At 60.4% G+C, this 17,348-nt stretch carries 12 protein-coding genes and 1 pseudogene; 6 read left to right on the top strand and 7 right to left on the bottom strand.

Going from position 1 to position 17,348, the window contains the following annotated elements; all coding sequences use genetic code 11:
* The 7 genes and pseudogenes from BWR19_07215 to BWR19_07185 form a co-directional block, all read right to left on the bottom strand.
* A pseudogene (locus BWR19_07215) lies at nt 1-522 on the bottom strand (hypothetical protein).
* A gap of 299 nt (nt 523-821) precedes the next feature.
* The gene (locus BWR19_07210) at nt 822-2,093 is read right to left on the bottom strand and encodes a UDP-glucose 6-dehydrogenase (protein APX92735.1); all 1,272 of its coding nucleotides are present in this window, start codon (nt 2,091-2,093) and stop codon (nt 822-824) included.
* A gap of 61 nt (nt 2,094-2,154) precedes the next feature.
* Entirely contained in the window at nt 2,155-3,177 is a 1,023-nt protein-coding gene (locus BWR19_07205) for a capsular biosynthesis protein CpsI (GenBank protein ID APX92734.1), read from the bottom strand.
* A gap of 22 nt (nt 3,178-3,199) precedes the next feature.
* Nucleotides 3,200-5,398 (bottom strand): tyrosine-protein kinase, encoded by a 2,199-nt coding sequence (locus BWR19_07200; GenBank protein APX92733.1) that lies wholly within the window; start codon nt 5,396-5,398, stop codon nt 3,200-3,202.
* Between the two features lie 47 nt (nt 5,399-5,445).
* Entirely contained in the window at nt 5,446-5,883 is a 438-nt protein-coding gene (locus tag BWR19_07195) for a phosphotyrosine protein phosphatase (protein ID APX92732.1), read from the bottom strand.
* A 2-nt stretch (nt 5,884-5,885) separates the two neighbouring features.
* Nucleotides 5,886-7,004, bottom strand: a complete 1,119-nt coding sequence (locus BWR19_07190; GenBank protein ID APX92731.1) for a polysaccharide export protein Wza — start codon at nt 7,002-7,004, stop codon at nt 5,886-5,888.
* Between the two features lie 422 nt (nt 7,005-7,426).
* A complete protein-coding gene (locus BWR19_07185) occupies nt 7,427-9,499 on the bottom strand; it encodes a nucleoside-diphosphate sugar epimerase (GenBank protein APX92730.1) in 2,073 nt (690 codons plus the stop codon).
* 774 nt (nt 9,500-10,273) lie between these two features.
* Here BWR19_07185 and BWR19_07180 point away from each other — a divergent pair.
* The 6 genes from BWR19_07180 to BWR19_07155 all read left to right on the top strand — a co-directional run bounded on the left by BWR19_07180 (nt 10,274) and on the right by BWR19_07155 (nt 17,342).
* A complete protein-coding gene (locus tag BWR19_07180; GenBank protein ID APX92729.1) occupies nt 10,274-12,868 on the top strand; it encodes a leucine--tRNA ligase in 2,595 nt (864 codons plus the stop codon).
* 34 nt (nt 12,869-12,902) lie between these two features.
* Complete coding sequence (locus tag BWR19_07175; GenBank protein APX92728.1) at nt 12,903-13,403, top strand: hypothetical protein; 501 nt, start codon at nt 12,903-12,905, stop codon at nt 13,401-13,403.
* Nucleotides 13,404-13,428: 25 nt separating this feature from the next.
* Nucleotides 13,429-14,487, top strand: a complete 1,059-nt coding sequence (locus tag BWR19_07170; GenBank protein APX92727.1) for a DNA polymerase III subunit delta — start codon at nt 13,429-13,431, stop codon at nt 14,485-14,487.
* Between the two features lie 63 nt (nt 14,488-14,550).
* Nucleotides 14,551-15,546, top strand: a complete 996-nt coding sequence (locus tag BWR19_07165) for a C4-dicarboxylate ABC transporter substrate-binding protein (protein ID APX92726.1) — start codon at nt 14,551-14,553, stop codon at nt 15,544-15,546.
* On the top strand, nt 15,547-16,086 hold the full coding sequence (locus BWR19_07160) for a C4-dicarboxylate ABC transporter permease (protein APX92725.1): 540 nt from the start codon (nt 15,547-15,549) through the stop codon (nt 16,084-16,086).
* Nucleotides 16,083-17,342 (top strand): C4-dicarboxylate ABC transporter permease, encoded by a 1,260-nt coding sequence (locus BWR19_07155; GenBank protein APX92724.1) that lies wholly within the window; start codon nt 16,083-16,085, stop codon nt 17,340-17,342. The genes BWR19_07160 and BWR19_07155 overlap by 4 nt, the downstream gene beginning before the upstream one ends.
* Nucleotides 17,343-17,348: the final 6 nt, after the last annotated feature.

Genomic DNA, 17,348 nt, shown 5'->3' with positions numbered 1-17,348 from the left:
TCACGAGTAATTGACCACCCGTTTGGTAAATAGCTCTGGCCGCTTAGCCTGCCACTCTTTTATCGCCGTGATCGGCGATTGACGTTGTAGCGCCTTCTGCGGAATATGGTGATTATACAGCCAGCAGCACTGCTTGAGCGTCTGCTCCAGGTCTTCACCAGAAGTATAGCGTCGAGTTGCCATGACATCGCTGATTCGGCCATTGAGGCTTTCAACTATGCCGTTTGTTTGTGGGCTTTCGAGCTTGATAAGGCGGTGCTCGATGCCGAGGGCCAGGTACTCCTGATCGAAGGGATTGCGCCCAGTGGGCTTGCGCTCACCTGCTTGAGTGAAGCGATCTATAAACGACTTTACATTGTAAGTAAGCAACGTATGGATCTTGAAGGAAGTCTTCTTCGCCACCTGCTTCATAAACGACCGAGCATCCTTCGCAGACTAGCTGTTCCGGACCTCCAAGTGACCCCAGCGTGTCGCACGGTCGATGGCAACGAACAGGTAGTGCATCTGCTGCTCATCGGGCATTTCGGGCAGGTGTTTGATATTGATGCGCACATAGCCCGGCTCGTAGTCCGGCACGGTTCTTCGGTGTTGTTGTGGCCTGCTTACGCAGCTTGAAGTCCATGAACCTGCTCCCGGATGAGTTGCTAAGAAGCTCCCTTGCGGCTAGCAGAGTATAACTGCTATAGGCGATATGATAATCCGTGACACCACAGTTACAGTTTAAAGAAAAGTTTTTCCAAATGAATTAATAGTCAGAAAGTTCACAACCTTTAAAGAACCACTGACTAGTAAGTAAATCCTTTTTTGTTCATGTGTGCTGGCTAGAACATGTTGCGCCCATCAAACACCATTGGCTCACTGGGCTGAAATTTGATGAGCTCCAAGTCAGGTGCGCGAAAGCTCTGCCACTCGGTGACAATGGCCAGCGCATCGGCGCCCTTCAGAGCCGCTTCCTTGGTGCCACACAGCGTCAGGTCGTCGCGCGGCCCAAAGAGACGCTGCGTCTCTTCCATGGCTTCAGGATCGTATGCCTGGACCTTGGCACCGGCCTTCCATAGGGCTTCCATCAGCACGCGGCTTGGTGCCTCGCGCATATCATCGGTGTTCGGCTTGAAAGACAGGCCCCACACGGCAAAGGTCTTGTCGCCGAGCTCGCCGTTGAAGTGTCGGTCGATCTTCGCGAAGAGCGTAGTCTTCTGATCCTGATTACGGGCCTCTACGGCTTTGAGCACCTTGGCATCGAAGTCGATGTCTCCGGCAGTACGAATCAGTGCCTGTACGTCCTTGGGGAAGCATGAGCCTCCATAGCTCACCCCGGGGTAGATGAAGTGATAACCGATGCGCGGGTCGGAGCCAATACCCCGGCGAACCATCTCGATATCGGCCCCAAGCCGCTCAGCCAGGTTGGCCATCTCATTCATGAAGCTGATCTTGGTGGCGAGCATGCAGTTGGCGGCATACTTGGTAAGCTCCGCGCTGCGCACATCCATGACGATGATCTTGTCGTGGTTGCGATTGAACGGCGCATAAAGCTCGCGCATCACGTCGATGGTGGATGCGTCCTCGGTGCCGATGATGATTCGGTCGGGTTTCTGACAGTCGGCGACGGCGCTGCCCTCTTTGAGAAACCCCGGGTTGGAGACGACTTCGAATCCGAGGTCACTTCGATCACGCTTGGCGAGCACCTCCGCGACCTTGGCTTTCACCTTGTCGGCGGTACCCACGGGCACCGTCGACTTGTCGATAATGATCAGGTCGCGCTGCATGTGTTCGGCAATGGTTGCTGCTACTGCGAGTACGTACTGGAGATCGGCAGCGCCATCTTCGTCAGGAGGCGTACCGACGGCAATGAACTGCACCTGGCCGTGCTTGACCCCCGCCTCGGCATCTGTGGTCAACTCTAGCCGGCCCGCGGCATAGTTCTCGCGCACCAGCGGTTCCAGCCCCGGCTCATAGATCGGGATCTGGCCTTGGATCAGCCGCTCGACCTTCTCGGCATCCACATCGACGCACACCACATGGTGGCCCACATCGGCCAGGATGACTCCCTGTACAAGGCCGACATACCCCGTTCCAAACACCGTAACGTTCATGCTCGTTGATTCCTTGTGTCTCTCACTAAAGCGAAGATCCAGTGGTCTGCCGAGCTGAAGCTCACACCTGATAGAAGTCGCGATACCAGGCCACGAAGTTCGCCACCCCTTCCGCCACGGGCGTTGCAGGCTTGTAATCGACCGCCATCTCGAGTTCGCTGCTGTCGGCGTAGGTATCGGGCACATCCCCCAGTTGCAGGGGCAGCAAGTCGCGCTTGGCCGGCTTGTCCAGTGCCGCTTCGATCGCCTCGATATATGCACTCAGCTTCACTGGATCGTTGTTGCCGATGTTGAATAACCGATACGGCGCATTGCTGGTCGCGGGGTCCGGCTGGCTGCTGTCCCAGTCGGGGTTGGGCTCGGCGATCTGGTCGCTGGCGCGAATCACTCCCTCGACGATGTCGTCCACGTAAGTAAAGTCGCGGGTGTGGTTGCCATGGTTGAACACCGGGATCGGCTCGTCGGCCAGGATGTTCTTGGTGAACTTGAACAGCGCCATGTCCGGCCGGCCCCAGGGTCCATATACCGTGAAGAAGCGCAGCCCGGTGGTAGGCAAACCGAACAGATGACTATAGCTGTGCGCCATCATCTCGTTGGCTTTCTTGGTCGCAGCATAGAACTGCAGGGGGTGGTTGGCACCGTCATGCTCGGAAAACGGCATCCTGGTGTTGGCGCCGTAGACACTGCTGGTGCTGGCATAGGTGAGGTGTTCCACCTTGGCATAGCGGCAAGCCTCCAGAATATTGGTGAAGGCCACCACGTTACTCTCTACATAGCTGTGGGGATTTTCCAAGGAGTAGCGCACTCCCGCCTGTGCGGCCAGGTGGATCACGCGATCGATTGCGTGATCCTTGAAGCAGGCGTCAACCGCTTGCTGGTTGGCAAGGTTATCGCGCACGAAATGATAGTCGCTTGCGGTGCGTGCGGCAGTTTCCTCGAGTATCGCTAGCCGCGCCTCCTTGATATTTGGGTCATAGTAGTCATTGACGCTATCGAACCCCACTACGCTATCGCCACGCTCGAGCAGGCGCTTGACGGTATGGAAACCGATGAAACCGGCACTACCCGTTACGAGTACTTTCATGAGTTCACTGCCTGAATATTAGTTAACGATAATTATAGAAGTAATAGCCATAATGCCCCGAGGCCGTCGATGCCTTGCGCTCCATGGCATTCAAGATGGCTCCCTGTACTATCACTCCAGTCCCTTCCAGACGCCGCTTGGCCGCCATGATCTCGCGCACCGGGTTAGTCTCGAAGCGGGCCACCAGCAGTGTGGTATCGCACTGCTTGCCGACCACGCTGGCATCGGTTACGGCAAGTACCGGTGGGGTATCAACGATGATCAAGTCGAACTGCTGGCTGAGGGTTTGCATTGCCTCGGCGAAGCGCGGCTGCATGAGCAGTTCCGAAGGATTGGGCGGCGCAGTGCCCCGCGTTACCACCCTGTAGTTATCCATGCCGGTAGGCTGGATGATGTCATCCAGCGGTATCTGCCCGGCCAGGAAGTCCGCCAGGCCGTTCTCACTTTTCTTGCCGAAGGCGTGGTGAATGTGGCCTTTGCGCAGGTCGGCATCGATGATCAGCACCCGCTTGCCCGCCTGAGCGGTAACGGCCCCCAGGTTGATACTGACGAAGCTCTTGCCAACCCCGGGGCTTGGGCCGGTGATCATCAGGCGATTATTACGCCCTTCGAGCATGGCAAAGTGCAGACTGGTTCGCAGGCCGCGTAGTGCTTCCAATGCCAGGTCGGAGGGCTCACGATCCGCCAGCACCCCCACCACGATATCCTGAGCGGGCTTGCGGCGGTTACGCTTGACCCGACGGGCCAGCTTGTTCTGCGCCGTCGAGAGCGGAATGGTGGCATATACCGGCAGGCCGGCAGACTCGATCTGCTCAGGAGAGTCCACGCCACGGCGCAGCAGCTCGCGCAGCAGGACACCGCCTACCACCAGAATCAGGCCAAGCAGCGTCGCCAATACGGTGGTTTGGGTCTTGTTCGGCGACACCTGCCCGGAAATAGCGGCACGGTCGATGATGCGAATATTACCGATCGTGCCGGCCCTAGCGACCTGCAGCTCCTGCATCTTGTTGAGCACATTGACGTAAATCGCTTGAGTCACCTCAACATCGCGAGTGCGTCGCACGACTTCCTGCTGGGCGGCCGGTAGCTCATTGACGCGAGCATTGAGCTCGACGCGATCCCGTTCGATCTGACTCTTCTGCCGCAAAAGCGCCTGGTAGCTAGGGTGACTAGGGGTGTAACGCTGCGCCAGCTCGGCTTCCTGAAACTCGAGCTCGTTGAGACGCGTATCGAGCTCGATGTAGCGCTGAATCGCCGCTTGGGCTTCGCTACTCAGGTCTACGCTATCCAGGTTCGCCCGGTACTCGTTGAGGCTCTGCTCGGCGCCTACCAGTTGCTCGCGCAGTTCCGGGGCCTGCTGCTCAAGAAATTCCAAGCTCTGCTGGGCCTGTGCAGACTGGCGCTCGACGTTCTGGGTCAGGAAGGTTTCTGCGACGGCATCGAGTGTGCGAGTGATCTCTTGAGTATCCGGGCCGACCATGGTCATGCGTAGCATGCCAGTCGGCGTGCCCCGCCCTCCTGCCTCGATGACCTGCAGACGGCCGCCGATGGAGCCGATGGCAGAGTTGCGATGCTGCCTCAGCAGTTGAAAGCGTGCACCGACGGCGGCATCGAAAGCGTCGATGGTCAATTCCAGATCGCCATCCAGGAAGACCGTTGGCTCGCCAATGTCACCATTGCCGACTGCCTCCCCGTTGACCAGCACCCGATAGCGGTCGTCGATGATCCGCTCGACCAGAATCTGCTGCCCCCGGCGCCGTTCGGCCAACTCGAAGCGCGGCACATCAATACTTTCGTTACCCCATATGTGTGGCTGTCCTTCCATGAAAGGTGGGCGTGGAACATTGCGACGCAACACAAAATTGCCGATGACCGGCACTTCGACTGGACGAATAATAACATCCTGGCCAAGCCGGTCCACGACTTGCCCGAGCACCATGCGCGACTGCAATATTTCCAGCTCGGCCGGCGTGTTCAGCCCTTCCATACCAATGATGTTGGCCACGTCACCTAACGGACTCACGCTCGAACGCCGCTCGACCTGAACCAGTGCATCCGATTGGTAAATCGGCGTTGCTAGCATGCCATGAATGATACCGACTGCAGCAAACAAGCCGGTGATGAAAATGATCAACCACTTATGATCGAATAGGACACCGATCATACGGCCTAGGTCGATAGTTTCCTCGGGTGGGGCTTGGGTCACAGATTTATCAGCCATTGGGGTCTACTTCGAAGAGTGAAAAGGAGAATATTGGGCGTCGCTATTCATAACCTTGATGCCCATCCCTCTGTTGCATTAGCCAAAAGTTGGTGAACATGTACGAAGACGTCCCGGCTCTTGCGGTAGGGGTCGGAAATATCTCGCCCTTTACCATCGTCGAGCCACTGCCCAAGGCGCATGGTCTTTCCCAGCATCTCTGGCCAGCGGCTGCCAAGTTCACGCCGTTGGCCATCGCTCATGACCAGGATCAGATCTGCGTCAGTCAGCATCCGGCCCTCTAGCTGGCGTGCTCGATGGGTTTTAAGGTCAAGTCCATCGGCCTGTGCTAGCTGCAAGGCAGTGGACTCCACTCCTTGACCTACCATCGCCCCTAGCCCCGCGGATTCCACTTGAAGCTCGGGACGCTGTCGGCGCAGCATTGCCGCAGCCACCGGGCTGCGACAGATGTTGCCGGTGCACACCACCAGTACGTGGCTAAACATGCTTAGAGCACGTCTCCCAGGTTTCGACTGGAGCTACCGATATCCCCCGGCAACCCGATGGAGGGCAGCAGCAGACTGATCACGCGGTTCCAGCGCGCTAGCGGCGCCGTGGTAACGTAGACGATATCGCGGGGCTCGAGCGGGAAGCCTCCGGCTAACGCGAAGGCAGTGGCGTCGTTTATATCGAGCTGATAGACCGTGGCCAGTTTTTCACTGGCCTCGGGCTGGCGGCGCAGCACGAAAATACCCGACGCATCGGCAGTGTCTTCGTTGATGCCACCCGCGCGTGAGATCGCGTCTGAAAGCGACAGTCGCTCGCGGTTCATTGGCAAGTTACCCGGCGAGCGTAATTGCCCCATCATGGCAATGCCCTGATTCTCCGCAGTGGGTACATGAATGATATCGCCATCTCTCAACAGCCGATTCTGGCGCTGATCTCCCTCGCTGAGTAGAGCATAAAGCGACAGCCGCTCTTCCTGGCCATCGCGGATGAAGGTGAGGTCGTGCCAGAAGGCATCTGCCGTAGGCCCACCAACCTCGCTGATGGCATCGATGATGGTCATGGGTACGTTGGTGATCGGCACGACACCGGGGCCACCTACCGCCCCCGTGACATAGACTTTCTGCGAGTTGAAGGCCGCCACGAAGACATCGATCTGCGGCTCGGTGAGGAACTGGGAGAGCCCGCGAGTCAACTGCAGGCGAATCTCATCGGAGGTTTTGCCTGCCACATTGATCCGCCCCAGGAAAGGGTAAAAGATGGTGCCATCACCACGCACCTGATTACCGGCCTCTGCCGCGCTGCGCTCGGCCCCCGCGGGTATCGTCAACTCGGGATGGTCATACACCACGATGCTGAGTACATCGCCAGGGCCAACCTTGTACTCGTAGTCGGATAATTGGCCGCGCAGTTCGTCTGGCACAGGGCTGACACGCCGCTCCGCTTGCTCAAGTGCACCGATCAACTGTGGTGTTATCGGTTGAACGTCGACGAGGTGAGAGAGCTCTGGCGCATCCCCCGTGTCATAGTTCATATGCCCACCGGGAGCGATGGCGCAGCCCCCTAGTGTAAGTAGCGCGAATAACGTCATGATATAGCGTGGAGCGATTAGAGTACGCATTGGCCGTTCCCCCGATGCATTTGCATTGTCATTTTGAGCCCGATCCCTGGCGACTTCGTCCAGGCACGCTACCGCCCCGGAGTGTACGGCGCATCTCCGAGGCCAGCAGCGTTGGTACGCTTGCACATACTGGTTGTCTGAATTGCCAACAGCCGACTCACGAAGAGCCCTGTGGCAACATCGACTGTCTATTCAATATGTATCCGGAGCCTGTCATTTCTCGAAGCCAATATGGCGACGATCGTCTATCGTCCTGACAGCCACCGAATAATCTGTATATTTCTAATTACTTCCTGAAGGTACCTTGTGGCGCCAACATCGATGCTTCATGACCATTACACCGGTATTAGCGGTCTTCTGGAGAATGACACGCAGCACTCTGGCGACACTGCTTTTTTGTTGACGCTACGTTTGCCATAGGCTCATCTAGCTCTCAGGGTTTGCCAGCCAGTGGGAATATCGGCCATTGATCCAACCGTGTTATAACCAGGCATGTAATTGCGAGTTAGCGCTGCGCTTGCTTTTGATGCATCGCTGGGTGTTTTTGCAGCGTGATCGATGATGTCGCTCTGGGGGTGGTACTCCGTGGGTGCCTCCATTAATACCTGGCGCACGCCATCGCCATCTAGACAAATGCAAGCGTCATGTAGCGAGAGTAGAATCGGCTCTAACTCCTCCCAACCAAGTAACGCCTCATTGGCGGTCATGATGCGCGGGTGACTGGTCTTGCCCACGGCCTCTGTAACCAGCAACTCTTCATAGAGCTTTTCACCAGGCCGCAGTCCGGTAAAAATGATTGAGATATCCCCCTTATGACTACTCTCTGCCAACCCGTCGTATTGATCAGGTTTCGTTCTAGAAGACTTGGAACACGGAGGTCCGCTCGACTGTGGGAAAAAAGGCTCAAGGCCAGTCAAGCGCACCATGCGAATCGCCAATTCGGCAATGCGTACCGGTTTTCCCATGTCCAGAACAAAAACATCCCCACCCTTGGCCATCCCACCCGCTTGTATCACCAACTGTGCTGCTTCAGGGATGGTCATGAAATAACGGGTAATCTCAGGATGAGTGACGGTAATCGGTCCGCCAGTTTCGATTTGCTTGCGAAACAGCGGCACCACAGAGCCGGAAGAGCCAAGCACGTTGCCAAACCGCACCATCGTGAAGCGCGTCGTCTGCCTTGACGCAGCCATCGCCTGGCATACCAGTTCTGCCATGCGCTTACTGGCCCCCATCACATTGGTCGGCCGGACTGCCTTGTCGGTAGACACCAGCACCATGTCGTCGACCTCCGCCGCACGCGCTGCCTTGGCCACTGCCAGCGTCCCAAAGACGTTGTTTAGCACGCCTTCACATGGGTTGTACTCGACCATTGGCACGTGCTTGTACGCAGCGGCGTGATAGATAGTGCGTACGCCAAACGTCACCAAGAGCTGCTCGATATGCTCTCCATCGCGCACTGAGGCGAGGATCGGGACGACACTGGACCTCAGCGATTCCGCCTGCGAGATACGCTTGAGATCCAGCTCTATGCGGTAGAGGGAGTACTCGGACACATCCACCAGCAGCAGCTTGCTAGGATGTTGGCGCAAGATCTGACGGCATAACTCACTGCCAATCGAGCCACCCGCCCCGGTCACCATCACGACTTTGTCGGTGATATTGGCCCCCATCAGCGACGGCACGGGTGGCACCGGATCACGACCCAGCAGGTCTTCTACCGCGACGTCGCGCAGTTCATTGAATTTGGCCTTGCCGGAAACGACATCTGCCATGTCAGGGATGGTCTGAACAGGAATCGAGAGCGGCTCAATCGACTCGATGATTTGCTGGCGGCGGGTACGCGTGGCTTCGGGTACGGCGAGCAGGAGTTTCTCGACACCGTAATTATCGATGATGCGGGTGGTGTCATCCGGAGAATACACCCGCAGTCCTTCGACATGAGTGCCTTGCAGTTTAGGCGCAAAGTCGACGAAACCCACCGGCTCATAGTTTCGACCATGGCGCAGCGACATCGCCAACTGACGACCAGCGGCACCGGCCCCATAGATAAGTACACGCGTCTTGAGACGCAGCTGTCCGCGCTGGTAGAGCAAGCGCAGCGCAAGGCGCACCCCGCCGATGGTCATTAGTGCCAGCATAATATAAATAAAGGGCACAGAGCGCGGCACCGGCAGGTTGAAGACACTACTCACAACACCCAGCGTCAAGGCAGACCCCATAACGCCGGCCATTACCGCTTGGAAGGCCTTGAGCCCCATATAACGAATAATGGCACGGTAAAAACCTAACCTCATAAATATGACTAAGCTAACAGGCACCACCACAGGCAACGCCATCCACACCGCCGGATCAGAAAGAAAGCGTATGGAGTCCAGCCGTAACAGCATTGCAGTAAAGAAGCTGGCCACGATTAGAAAAGAATCGGCCAGAAGCTGGATAGCCTGCTTACTACGCCGAGGTAGGCTGAACAGCTTTTTTAGTAGTTGTGCCATTTTGTGTCCCTTTGCTGAACCAAACCAGCACCAGGCTCATCCCTGAGCCGCTTGAGGCGCCGGCCCCATCAACGTAACAATTGACAACCATAAGTAACATTAAGTATCGAAGACTGCCAGCCGAGCACAACCTTAATAAAGTAATGCCGAGTCTCTTAACAAACTCATCACGAGAGAAAATTCAGATGACGACTAATCATGACTGAACACTTGAACGTTACATTACGTAACAAGGCAGGGTTAGTAAAGCCTTAATAAAATAATCTTACTGGCTTAGAAAACTAATCATCCTACTACGCCTAAGCGATTCACTAGTCGATTCGCGACGCTGGTCAACGGCCACTAACCTCCATTAATCCCAGGGCGCGCGAGCTTGATATACAAGGTAAGTACATTTACTTAGAAAACTAAGCGGCCATACTATGACCCAGCCAACCCCCTGGACACTTTCGGGTTTTGAATGACAAGCGAAGTGCCACATTGAGTCTCGGCCGTGAGTAAGCGCAACCTTAATACTTTACTGTCGGCCCCCTTAGAAAACCGCTTACCACGTTCGACTCAGGCGGCGCCTGACCATCGGCGACTCCTGGGCAGGTAAGCACCGGGCGCAGCGTGGCCGCAGACAGCCTAGTGCGGTATGCTAGCCGGCGTCGTTGCATGCCAAGCCATGAACAGTTAACGCCAACGTAGACCAAGGTATAGCGCGCTCTAGGCCAACCGACCCGGCGGCGGATACATTCTGTTACACTAGACACAAGGTACCTGTTGAGACCGATGGACGCACAGTACACGCCCTTTGAGATCGAACGCGACGCCCAGCAGTACTGGGACAAGAACCAGTGCTTCAAGGCGGTAGAAGATGCCAACCGCGAGAAATTCTACTGCCTGTCGATGTTCCCCTACCCCAGCGGCAAGCTGCACATGGGGCATGTGCGCAACTACACCATCGGCGACGTGGTCTCGCGCTTCCAGCGCATGCAGGGCAAGAACGTCATGCAGCCGATGGGCTGGGACGCCTTCGGCATGCCGGCGGAGAACGCCGCGATCAAGAATCAGGTGCCGCCCGCCGAGTGGACCTACGCCAACATCGACTACATGCGTAACCAGCTCAAGGCGCTGGGCTTCGCCTACGACTGGAACCGAGAGTTCGCCACCTGCGACAGCGACTACTACCGCTGGGAGCAGTGGTTCTTCACCAAGCTGCTCGACAAGGGGCTGGTCTATAAGAAGATGTCGACGGTCAACTGGGATCCGGTCGACCAGACCGTGCTGGCCAACGAGCAGGTGATCGACGGCTGCGGCTGGCGCTCCGGCGCGCCGGTCGAGCGCAAGGAGATCCCGCTGTGGTTCCTCAAGATCACCGACTACGCCGATGAGCTGCTCGCCGACCTCGACAAGGTCGAGTGGCCCGAGCAGGTCAAGACCATGCAGCGCAACTGGATCGGCAAGTCGCGCGGCGTCGAGATGTCCTTCGACATCAAACGGGCCGATGGCAGCCCGGACGAACCGGTCAGCGTCTACACCACCCGCCCCGACACCCTGATGGGCGTGACCTACCTGGCCGTGGCCGCCGGCCACCCGCTGGCCAAGGCCGCCTCGGCGGACAATGCCGAGCTGGCGGCGTTCTGCGAGGAGTGCGCCCAGGGCGGCACCTCGGAGGCCGCGCTGGCCACCAAGGACAAGAAAGGCATGCCCACCGGGCATGTCGCCGTGCACCCGCTGAGCGGCCGCGAAGTGCCGGTCTATGTGGCCAACTTCGTGCTCATGGAGTTCGGCACCGGGGCGGTGATGGCGGTGCCCGGCCACGACCAGCGCGACTGGGAGTTCGCCACCAAGTACGCGCTGCCCATCGAGGCGGTGATCGCCGACCAGCATGGCCAGGCGCCGGACCTCTCCGAGGGTGCCTATGTGGAATATGGCCGAGTGATCAACTCCGGCGAATTCGACGGCCTCGACTTCGAGGCAGCCTTCGATGCCATCGCCACCAGGCTCGAGTCCCTCGGCCGTGGCGAGGTCAAGACCAACTTCCGCCTGCGCGACTGGGGCGTGGCCCGCCAGCGCTACTGGGGCGCACCGATCCCGGTCAAGTACGGCCCCGAAGGCCAGACCGTGCCGCTCACCGACGACGAGCTGCCGGTGGCACTGCCGATGGAAGTTACCGTCGATGCCTCGGGCTCGCCGCTCAAGAAGATGCCGGCGTTCTCCGATCTTGGCGACGGCTGGGTGCGCGAGACCGACACCTTCGATACCTTCATGGAGTCGTCGTGGTACTACGCGCGCTTCTGCTGCGCCGACAATCATGACGCGATGCTCGACGAGCGCGCCAACTACTGGCTGCCCGTCGACCTCTATATTGGTGGCATCGAGCACGCCATCCTGCACCTGCTCTATGCGCGTTTCTTCCACAAGCTGATGCGCGACTTCGGCCTGGTCGACAGCGACGAGCCCTTCCAGCAGCTGCTGACCCAGGGCATGGTGATCGCCGAGACCTACTACCGCCTCGAGGCCAACGGTGCCAAGAGCTGGTTCAACCCCGCCGATGTCGAGGTCAAGCGCGACGATAAGGGGCGCCCGATCAGCGCGGTGCTGATCGAGGACGGCCAGCCGGTGGAGATGGGCGGCATCGAAAAGATGTCCAAGTCGAAGAACAACGGCGTCGACCCGCAGTCGATGATCGACCGCTTCGGCGCCGACACCGTGCGCCTGTTCATGATGTTCGCCGCCCCGCCGGAGCAGTCGCTGGAGTGGTCCGACTCCGGTGTCGAGGGTGCTCACCGCTTCCTCAAGCGGCTCTGGCGCCTGGCCAACGAACATCTTGCCGCCGGTACGCCAGGCCAGCTGGACACCTCGGCGCTGAGTGACGCCCAGCGCGACCTGCGCCGCAAGACCCACGAGACGATCAAGAAGGCCAGCGACGACATCGGCCGGCGCACCACCTTCAATACCGCCATCGCCGCGGTAATGGAACTGACCAATGCGCTGGGCCGGTTCCACCACGAGGGTGAGGCAGCAAGCCCCGAGGATCTGGCCGTGGCGCGCGAAGCGGTAGAAGCCGGCGTGCTGCTGCTGGCGCCGATCACCCCGCACGTCTGCCATGCGCTGTGGGAAGCGCTGGGCCATGCCGAGCCGGTGATCGACGCCGCCTGGCCGGTGCTGGATGAATCCGCCCTGGCTCGCGACACTATCGAGCTGGTGGTGCAGGTCAATGGTAAGCTGCGCGCGCGCCTCGAGGTGCCGGCCGATGCCGACAAGGCCAGCATCGAAGCCCAGGCGCTGGCTGCCGAGAACGTTCAGCGCCATACCGAGGGCAAGAGCGTGCGAAAGGTGATCGTGGTGCCGGGCAAGCTGGTCAATATCGTGGTCGGCTGAGCCCCACGGTCGTCAACCTCACAAGGAGCGTCCCATGCAGCGTCGCCGCTTTCTTCATCTGACCCTGGCCGCCGGCGCCGGCCTGGCATTGGCCGGCTGCGGCTTCCGCCTGCGCGGGCTGGAGACCCCGGTGCTGTCACTCGACAGCATCGCTCTGGTCGCCGCCGACAGTGACCTGACCCCGGCGGTGCAGGCGGCGCTGGAACGTGCCGATACCGTGATTCGCGACGACGCCCCGCTGCGCCTCAACCTCGGCAGCGAGGCGTTCAGCGAGAGCCGCCGCACCTTCGGCAGCGCCGCCAGCCGCGAGATCGAGATGACCCTGCGCGCGCCCTTCTCGGTGCAGCGCCAGCGCGACAACGCCTACCTGCTCGATCAGCAGCAGCTCGAGGTGAGCACCAACTTCAGCATCAGCGACGACAACCTGCTGGCCCAGGACGATCTGCGCGAGGAAGCCCGCCAGGAACTGCGAGAAGAAGCCGCACGTCGCCTGCTCGACCGCCTGCGCGCCCTCGACAACCAGCCAACGTCGTGATGCAACGCGTTCATAGGTTCCCCGCGTGAAGATATTCCCCGACAAGCTGCCCGACGCCATCGCCAACAAGCTGCCGCCGGTGGTGATGATCACCGGCGATGAGCCGCTGATTCATATCGAGGCCTGCGATGCGGTACGCGCCGCGGCCCGCCAGCAGGGCATCGAGGAGCGCGAGGTGCTGCACGTCGAGAGCGGCTTTCAATGGGGGCGACTCACCGAGTCCGCCGCCAGCATGTCGCTGTTCGCCACCCGCAAGTTGATCGAGCTGCGCCTCGGCAGCCAGGCCGCCGGCCAGGAGGGCGGCCGGGCGCTGGAGGCCTACGCCGAGCAGGCCAAGGGCAGCGACAACGTGCTGCTGCTCAGCGCCGGCAAGCTCGACCGCAAGCAGCAGCAGAGCAAGTGGTTCAAGGCGCTGGACAAGATCGGGCTGTTCGTACCGGTGTGGCCGGTGGACCATCAGCGACTCGGCTACTGGATGCGCGACCGCGCCAGCCGCCACGGCCTGCAGCTCGACATGGAGGCGGCCAAGCTGCTCGGCGAGCGCACCGAGGGCAACCTGCTGGCCGCCGACCAGGAGCTGCAGAAACTGGCGCTGCTGATGCCCCCCGGCGCGCGCCTCAACGCCGAAGCGATCGCCAGTGGCGTCGACGACAGCGCGCGCTACGATGTCTTCACCCTGGCCGAGGCGTGCCTGCGCGGCGAGCGCGAGCGGGTCTCGCGGATCGTGCGCGGCCTGCGCCTGGAGGGCGTCGAGGCGCCGATCATGCTGTGGGCGCTGACCCGCGAGCTGCGCATCCTGCTGTCGCTCTACCAGCACCTCGACCAAGGCCAGAGCTTCGAGCACGCCTGCAAGGCGCAGAAGCCGCCGATCTTCGACAAGCGCCGCCCCGCCTACCAGCAGGCGCTCAATCGTCTTCCCCTCAAGCGCCTGCACAAGCTGCTGCTGTTCGCCCAGCGTCTCGACCTGGCGATCAAGGGCGCCGCTCCGCTGCCACTGTGGGACGGCATCCACGACCTGGCCCTGACCCTGGCCGGCGGCCGCGGCCTGCTGGCGGAGTCGCCACTATCGTACAAGGTGGGCTGAATTGACCCTGGCATCAGGCCTCGGGCATGCTTCAAGGGTTTGACCACAAAAAGGAAAATCATAATGAATCGCTTCGTACGCTGCACGCTGGCCGCCGGTGTTTCACTGGCCATGCTGACTACCGCCCAAGCCTCCGAGTTCGCCGACATGGATCCCGTTACGCTGCGCCTAGCCCACGTGGTAAACGAGCAGGACGGCTTTCATATCGCCGCAGTGAAGTTCCAGGAGCTGGTCGAGGAACGCACGCAGGGCGCCGTCAGCATCGACATCTACCCCAACGCCTCACTGGGCGACGAACGCACCCTGCTCGAAGGCATGCAGATCGGCAGCATCGACATGGGCGTGATAACCAACGGCCCGGTGGCCAACTTCGTCGAAGAGATGGCGGTCTTCGAGCTGCCGTTCCTGTTCCCCTCGCCGGAGGCTGCCTACGAGGTCCTCGACGGCCCCATCGGCCAGGAGCTGCTCGACAAGCTCGCCGACGTCAACCTCAAGGGGCTGGCCTACGCCGAGCGCGGTTTCCGCAACCTGACCAACAGTCAGCACCCGGTCAACGCCCCCGACGATCTCGACGGCCTGCGCATCCGCGTGATGGAGAATCCGGTCTACACCGATACCTTCCGCGAACTCGGCGCCAATGCCATCCCCATGGCCTGGACCGAAGCCCTGACCGCCATGCAGCAGGGCACCATCGACGGTCAGGAAAACCCGGTCAACGTCATTCACTCCTTCAACCTCGACGAGACCCAGACCTACATGACGCTGTCGCGGCATACCTATGCCCCAGCGATCTTCGTGATGGGCATGCCGGTGTGGAACCAGCTGCCCGAGGCCGCTCACGACGTCCTGCGCGATGCCGCCCAAGAGGCCGCCGAGCATGAGCGGCGCATGAACGCCGAGATGGAGACCGAGCAGCTCGCCGAATTGCGCGCTGCCGGCATGGAGATCAACGATACCCCCGATCTCGAAGCCTTCCAGGCCGCCGTGGCGCCTGTCTACGACAAGTATGGCGAGCAGTTCGGCGACTACCTGGAACGCATTCGGGCGGCGCTCGAGTAAATGCGATTGCTGCTCGCCCTGCTTCCGCGGCTGCAGCGTTTCGAGCGAGCCGTTGACGCCGTCATCCAGCCCCTGGTATTCGCTGGCATGGCGGCGTTGATCGCCACCATCACACTGCAGATCGTCTCTCGCGTACTGTTCAGTGCCGTCGGCTGGACCGAAGAAGTGTCGCGCTTTCTGCTGATCTGGATCACCTTCCTGGGTGCCACCCTGGCCTTCCAGCGCGGCCGGCACATCGCCGTGACGTTCGTCGTCGAGGCCCTGCCCAGGCGCCTGCAGCGGCTGGCACGTATCGCCGCCCTGCTGGTTGCGCTGGGTTTCATGATCGCGCTGGTGGTGATCGGCTATCAGTACATGCATGCCCAGAGCTTTCAGCGCTCGGCCTCGCTGCGCCTGTCGATGACCTATATCTACGCTGTGATACCGCTCGCCTCCGCACTGATGAGCTGGTATGCCCTGGTCGATCTGGTCGAGGCACTGGTGGCACCGCCCGACGCCATCGACTCGGGTAGCCCCAACGCCGAGGAACCGCCCGCATGACCGGCCTGCTGTTCGCGCTGTTCTTCATCTTCATGCTGCTCGGGGTACCCATCGCCCTGGCCATCGGCGCCAGCACCCTGGTCGCCATCCATGCCCAGGGCGTTCCCCTGATGGTGGTCACCCAGCAGATGTTTCAGGGCATCAACTCCTTTGCCCTGGTGGCAATACCCATGTTCATCCTCGCCGGCGACCTGATGGCCCAGGGCAAGGTCAGCGAAAAGCTGGTGGACTTCGCCGACGCCCTGTTCGGCTTTCTCAAGGGCGGGCTCTCGCTGGTCTCGGTGGGCGCGGGCATGTTCTTCGCCGCCATCTCCGGCTCCGGCGCTGCCACCACCGCAGCGGTAGGGTCGAGCCTGGTGCCGGAACTCAAGCGCAAGGGCTATGACCCGGCCTCCGCCGCCAGCCTGATCGCCGCCAGCGGCACCATTGGCGTGGTGATTCCCCCGTCGGTCCCCATGATCATCTATGCCGTGATCGCCCAGCAGTCGGTCTCCAAGCTGTTTCTCAACGGCTTCATACCCGGCCTGATCATGGGCCTGGGGCTTGCCGCGATTGCCATCACCCAGGCCTATCGCCGCAACTACCCGCGCGGCACGCCGCTGTCGATGGCGACCATCTGGCGCACCCTGAAGAGCGCCAGCTGGGGCCTGATGACGCCGGTGATCATCCTCGGCGGTATCTTTTCGGGGATCTTCACCCCTAGCGAGGCCGCCGTCGTGGCGGTCAACTATGCCCTACTGGTGTCGCTGTTCGTGTACCGCGACCTGCGCCTGGCCGACGTCTACCGCATCCTGATCCGCTCTGCGATCACCACCTCGGTAATCATGCTGGTGATCGCCACCTCCGCGGTGCTGAGCTGGACGCTGTCCAGCTGGCAGGTGCCCGGCGCCATCGCCCAGGCGGTGCTGTCGCTGTCCACCGATCCCTATGTGATCATGCTGCTGATCGTGGCGATCATCCTGCTCACCGGGGTATTCATCGAGACCGCCAGCGCGCTGATCATTCTCACCCCGGTGCTGCTGCCGCTGGTCACCCAGCTCGGCATCGATCCGATCCACTTCGGCATCATCATCGTCATGGGGCTGGCGATCGGCATGATCACCCCGCCGGTGGCGATCAACCTCTATGTCGCCTCCTCGGTCACCCAGCTGCCGTTGGAGCGCATCACCCGCGCCATCCTGCCCTACCTGCTGGGCTTGATCTGCGTGCTGCTGCTGGTGGTCTACGTACCCATCATGCTGGGCTGGTCGGGATGAGTGTCC

Origin of the sequence: Halomonas sp. 1513, assembly GCA_001971685.1 — a bacterium.
Classification (GTDB): Bacteria; Pseudomonadota; Gammaproteobacteria; order Pseudomonadales; family Halomonadaceae; genus Franzmannia.
This window is presented reverse-complemented; position numbering and strand designations above follow the sequence as displayed.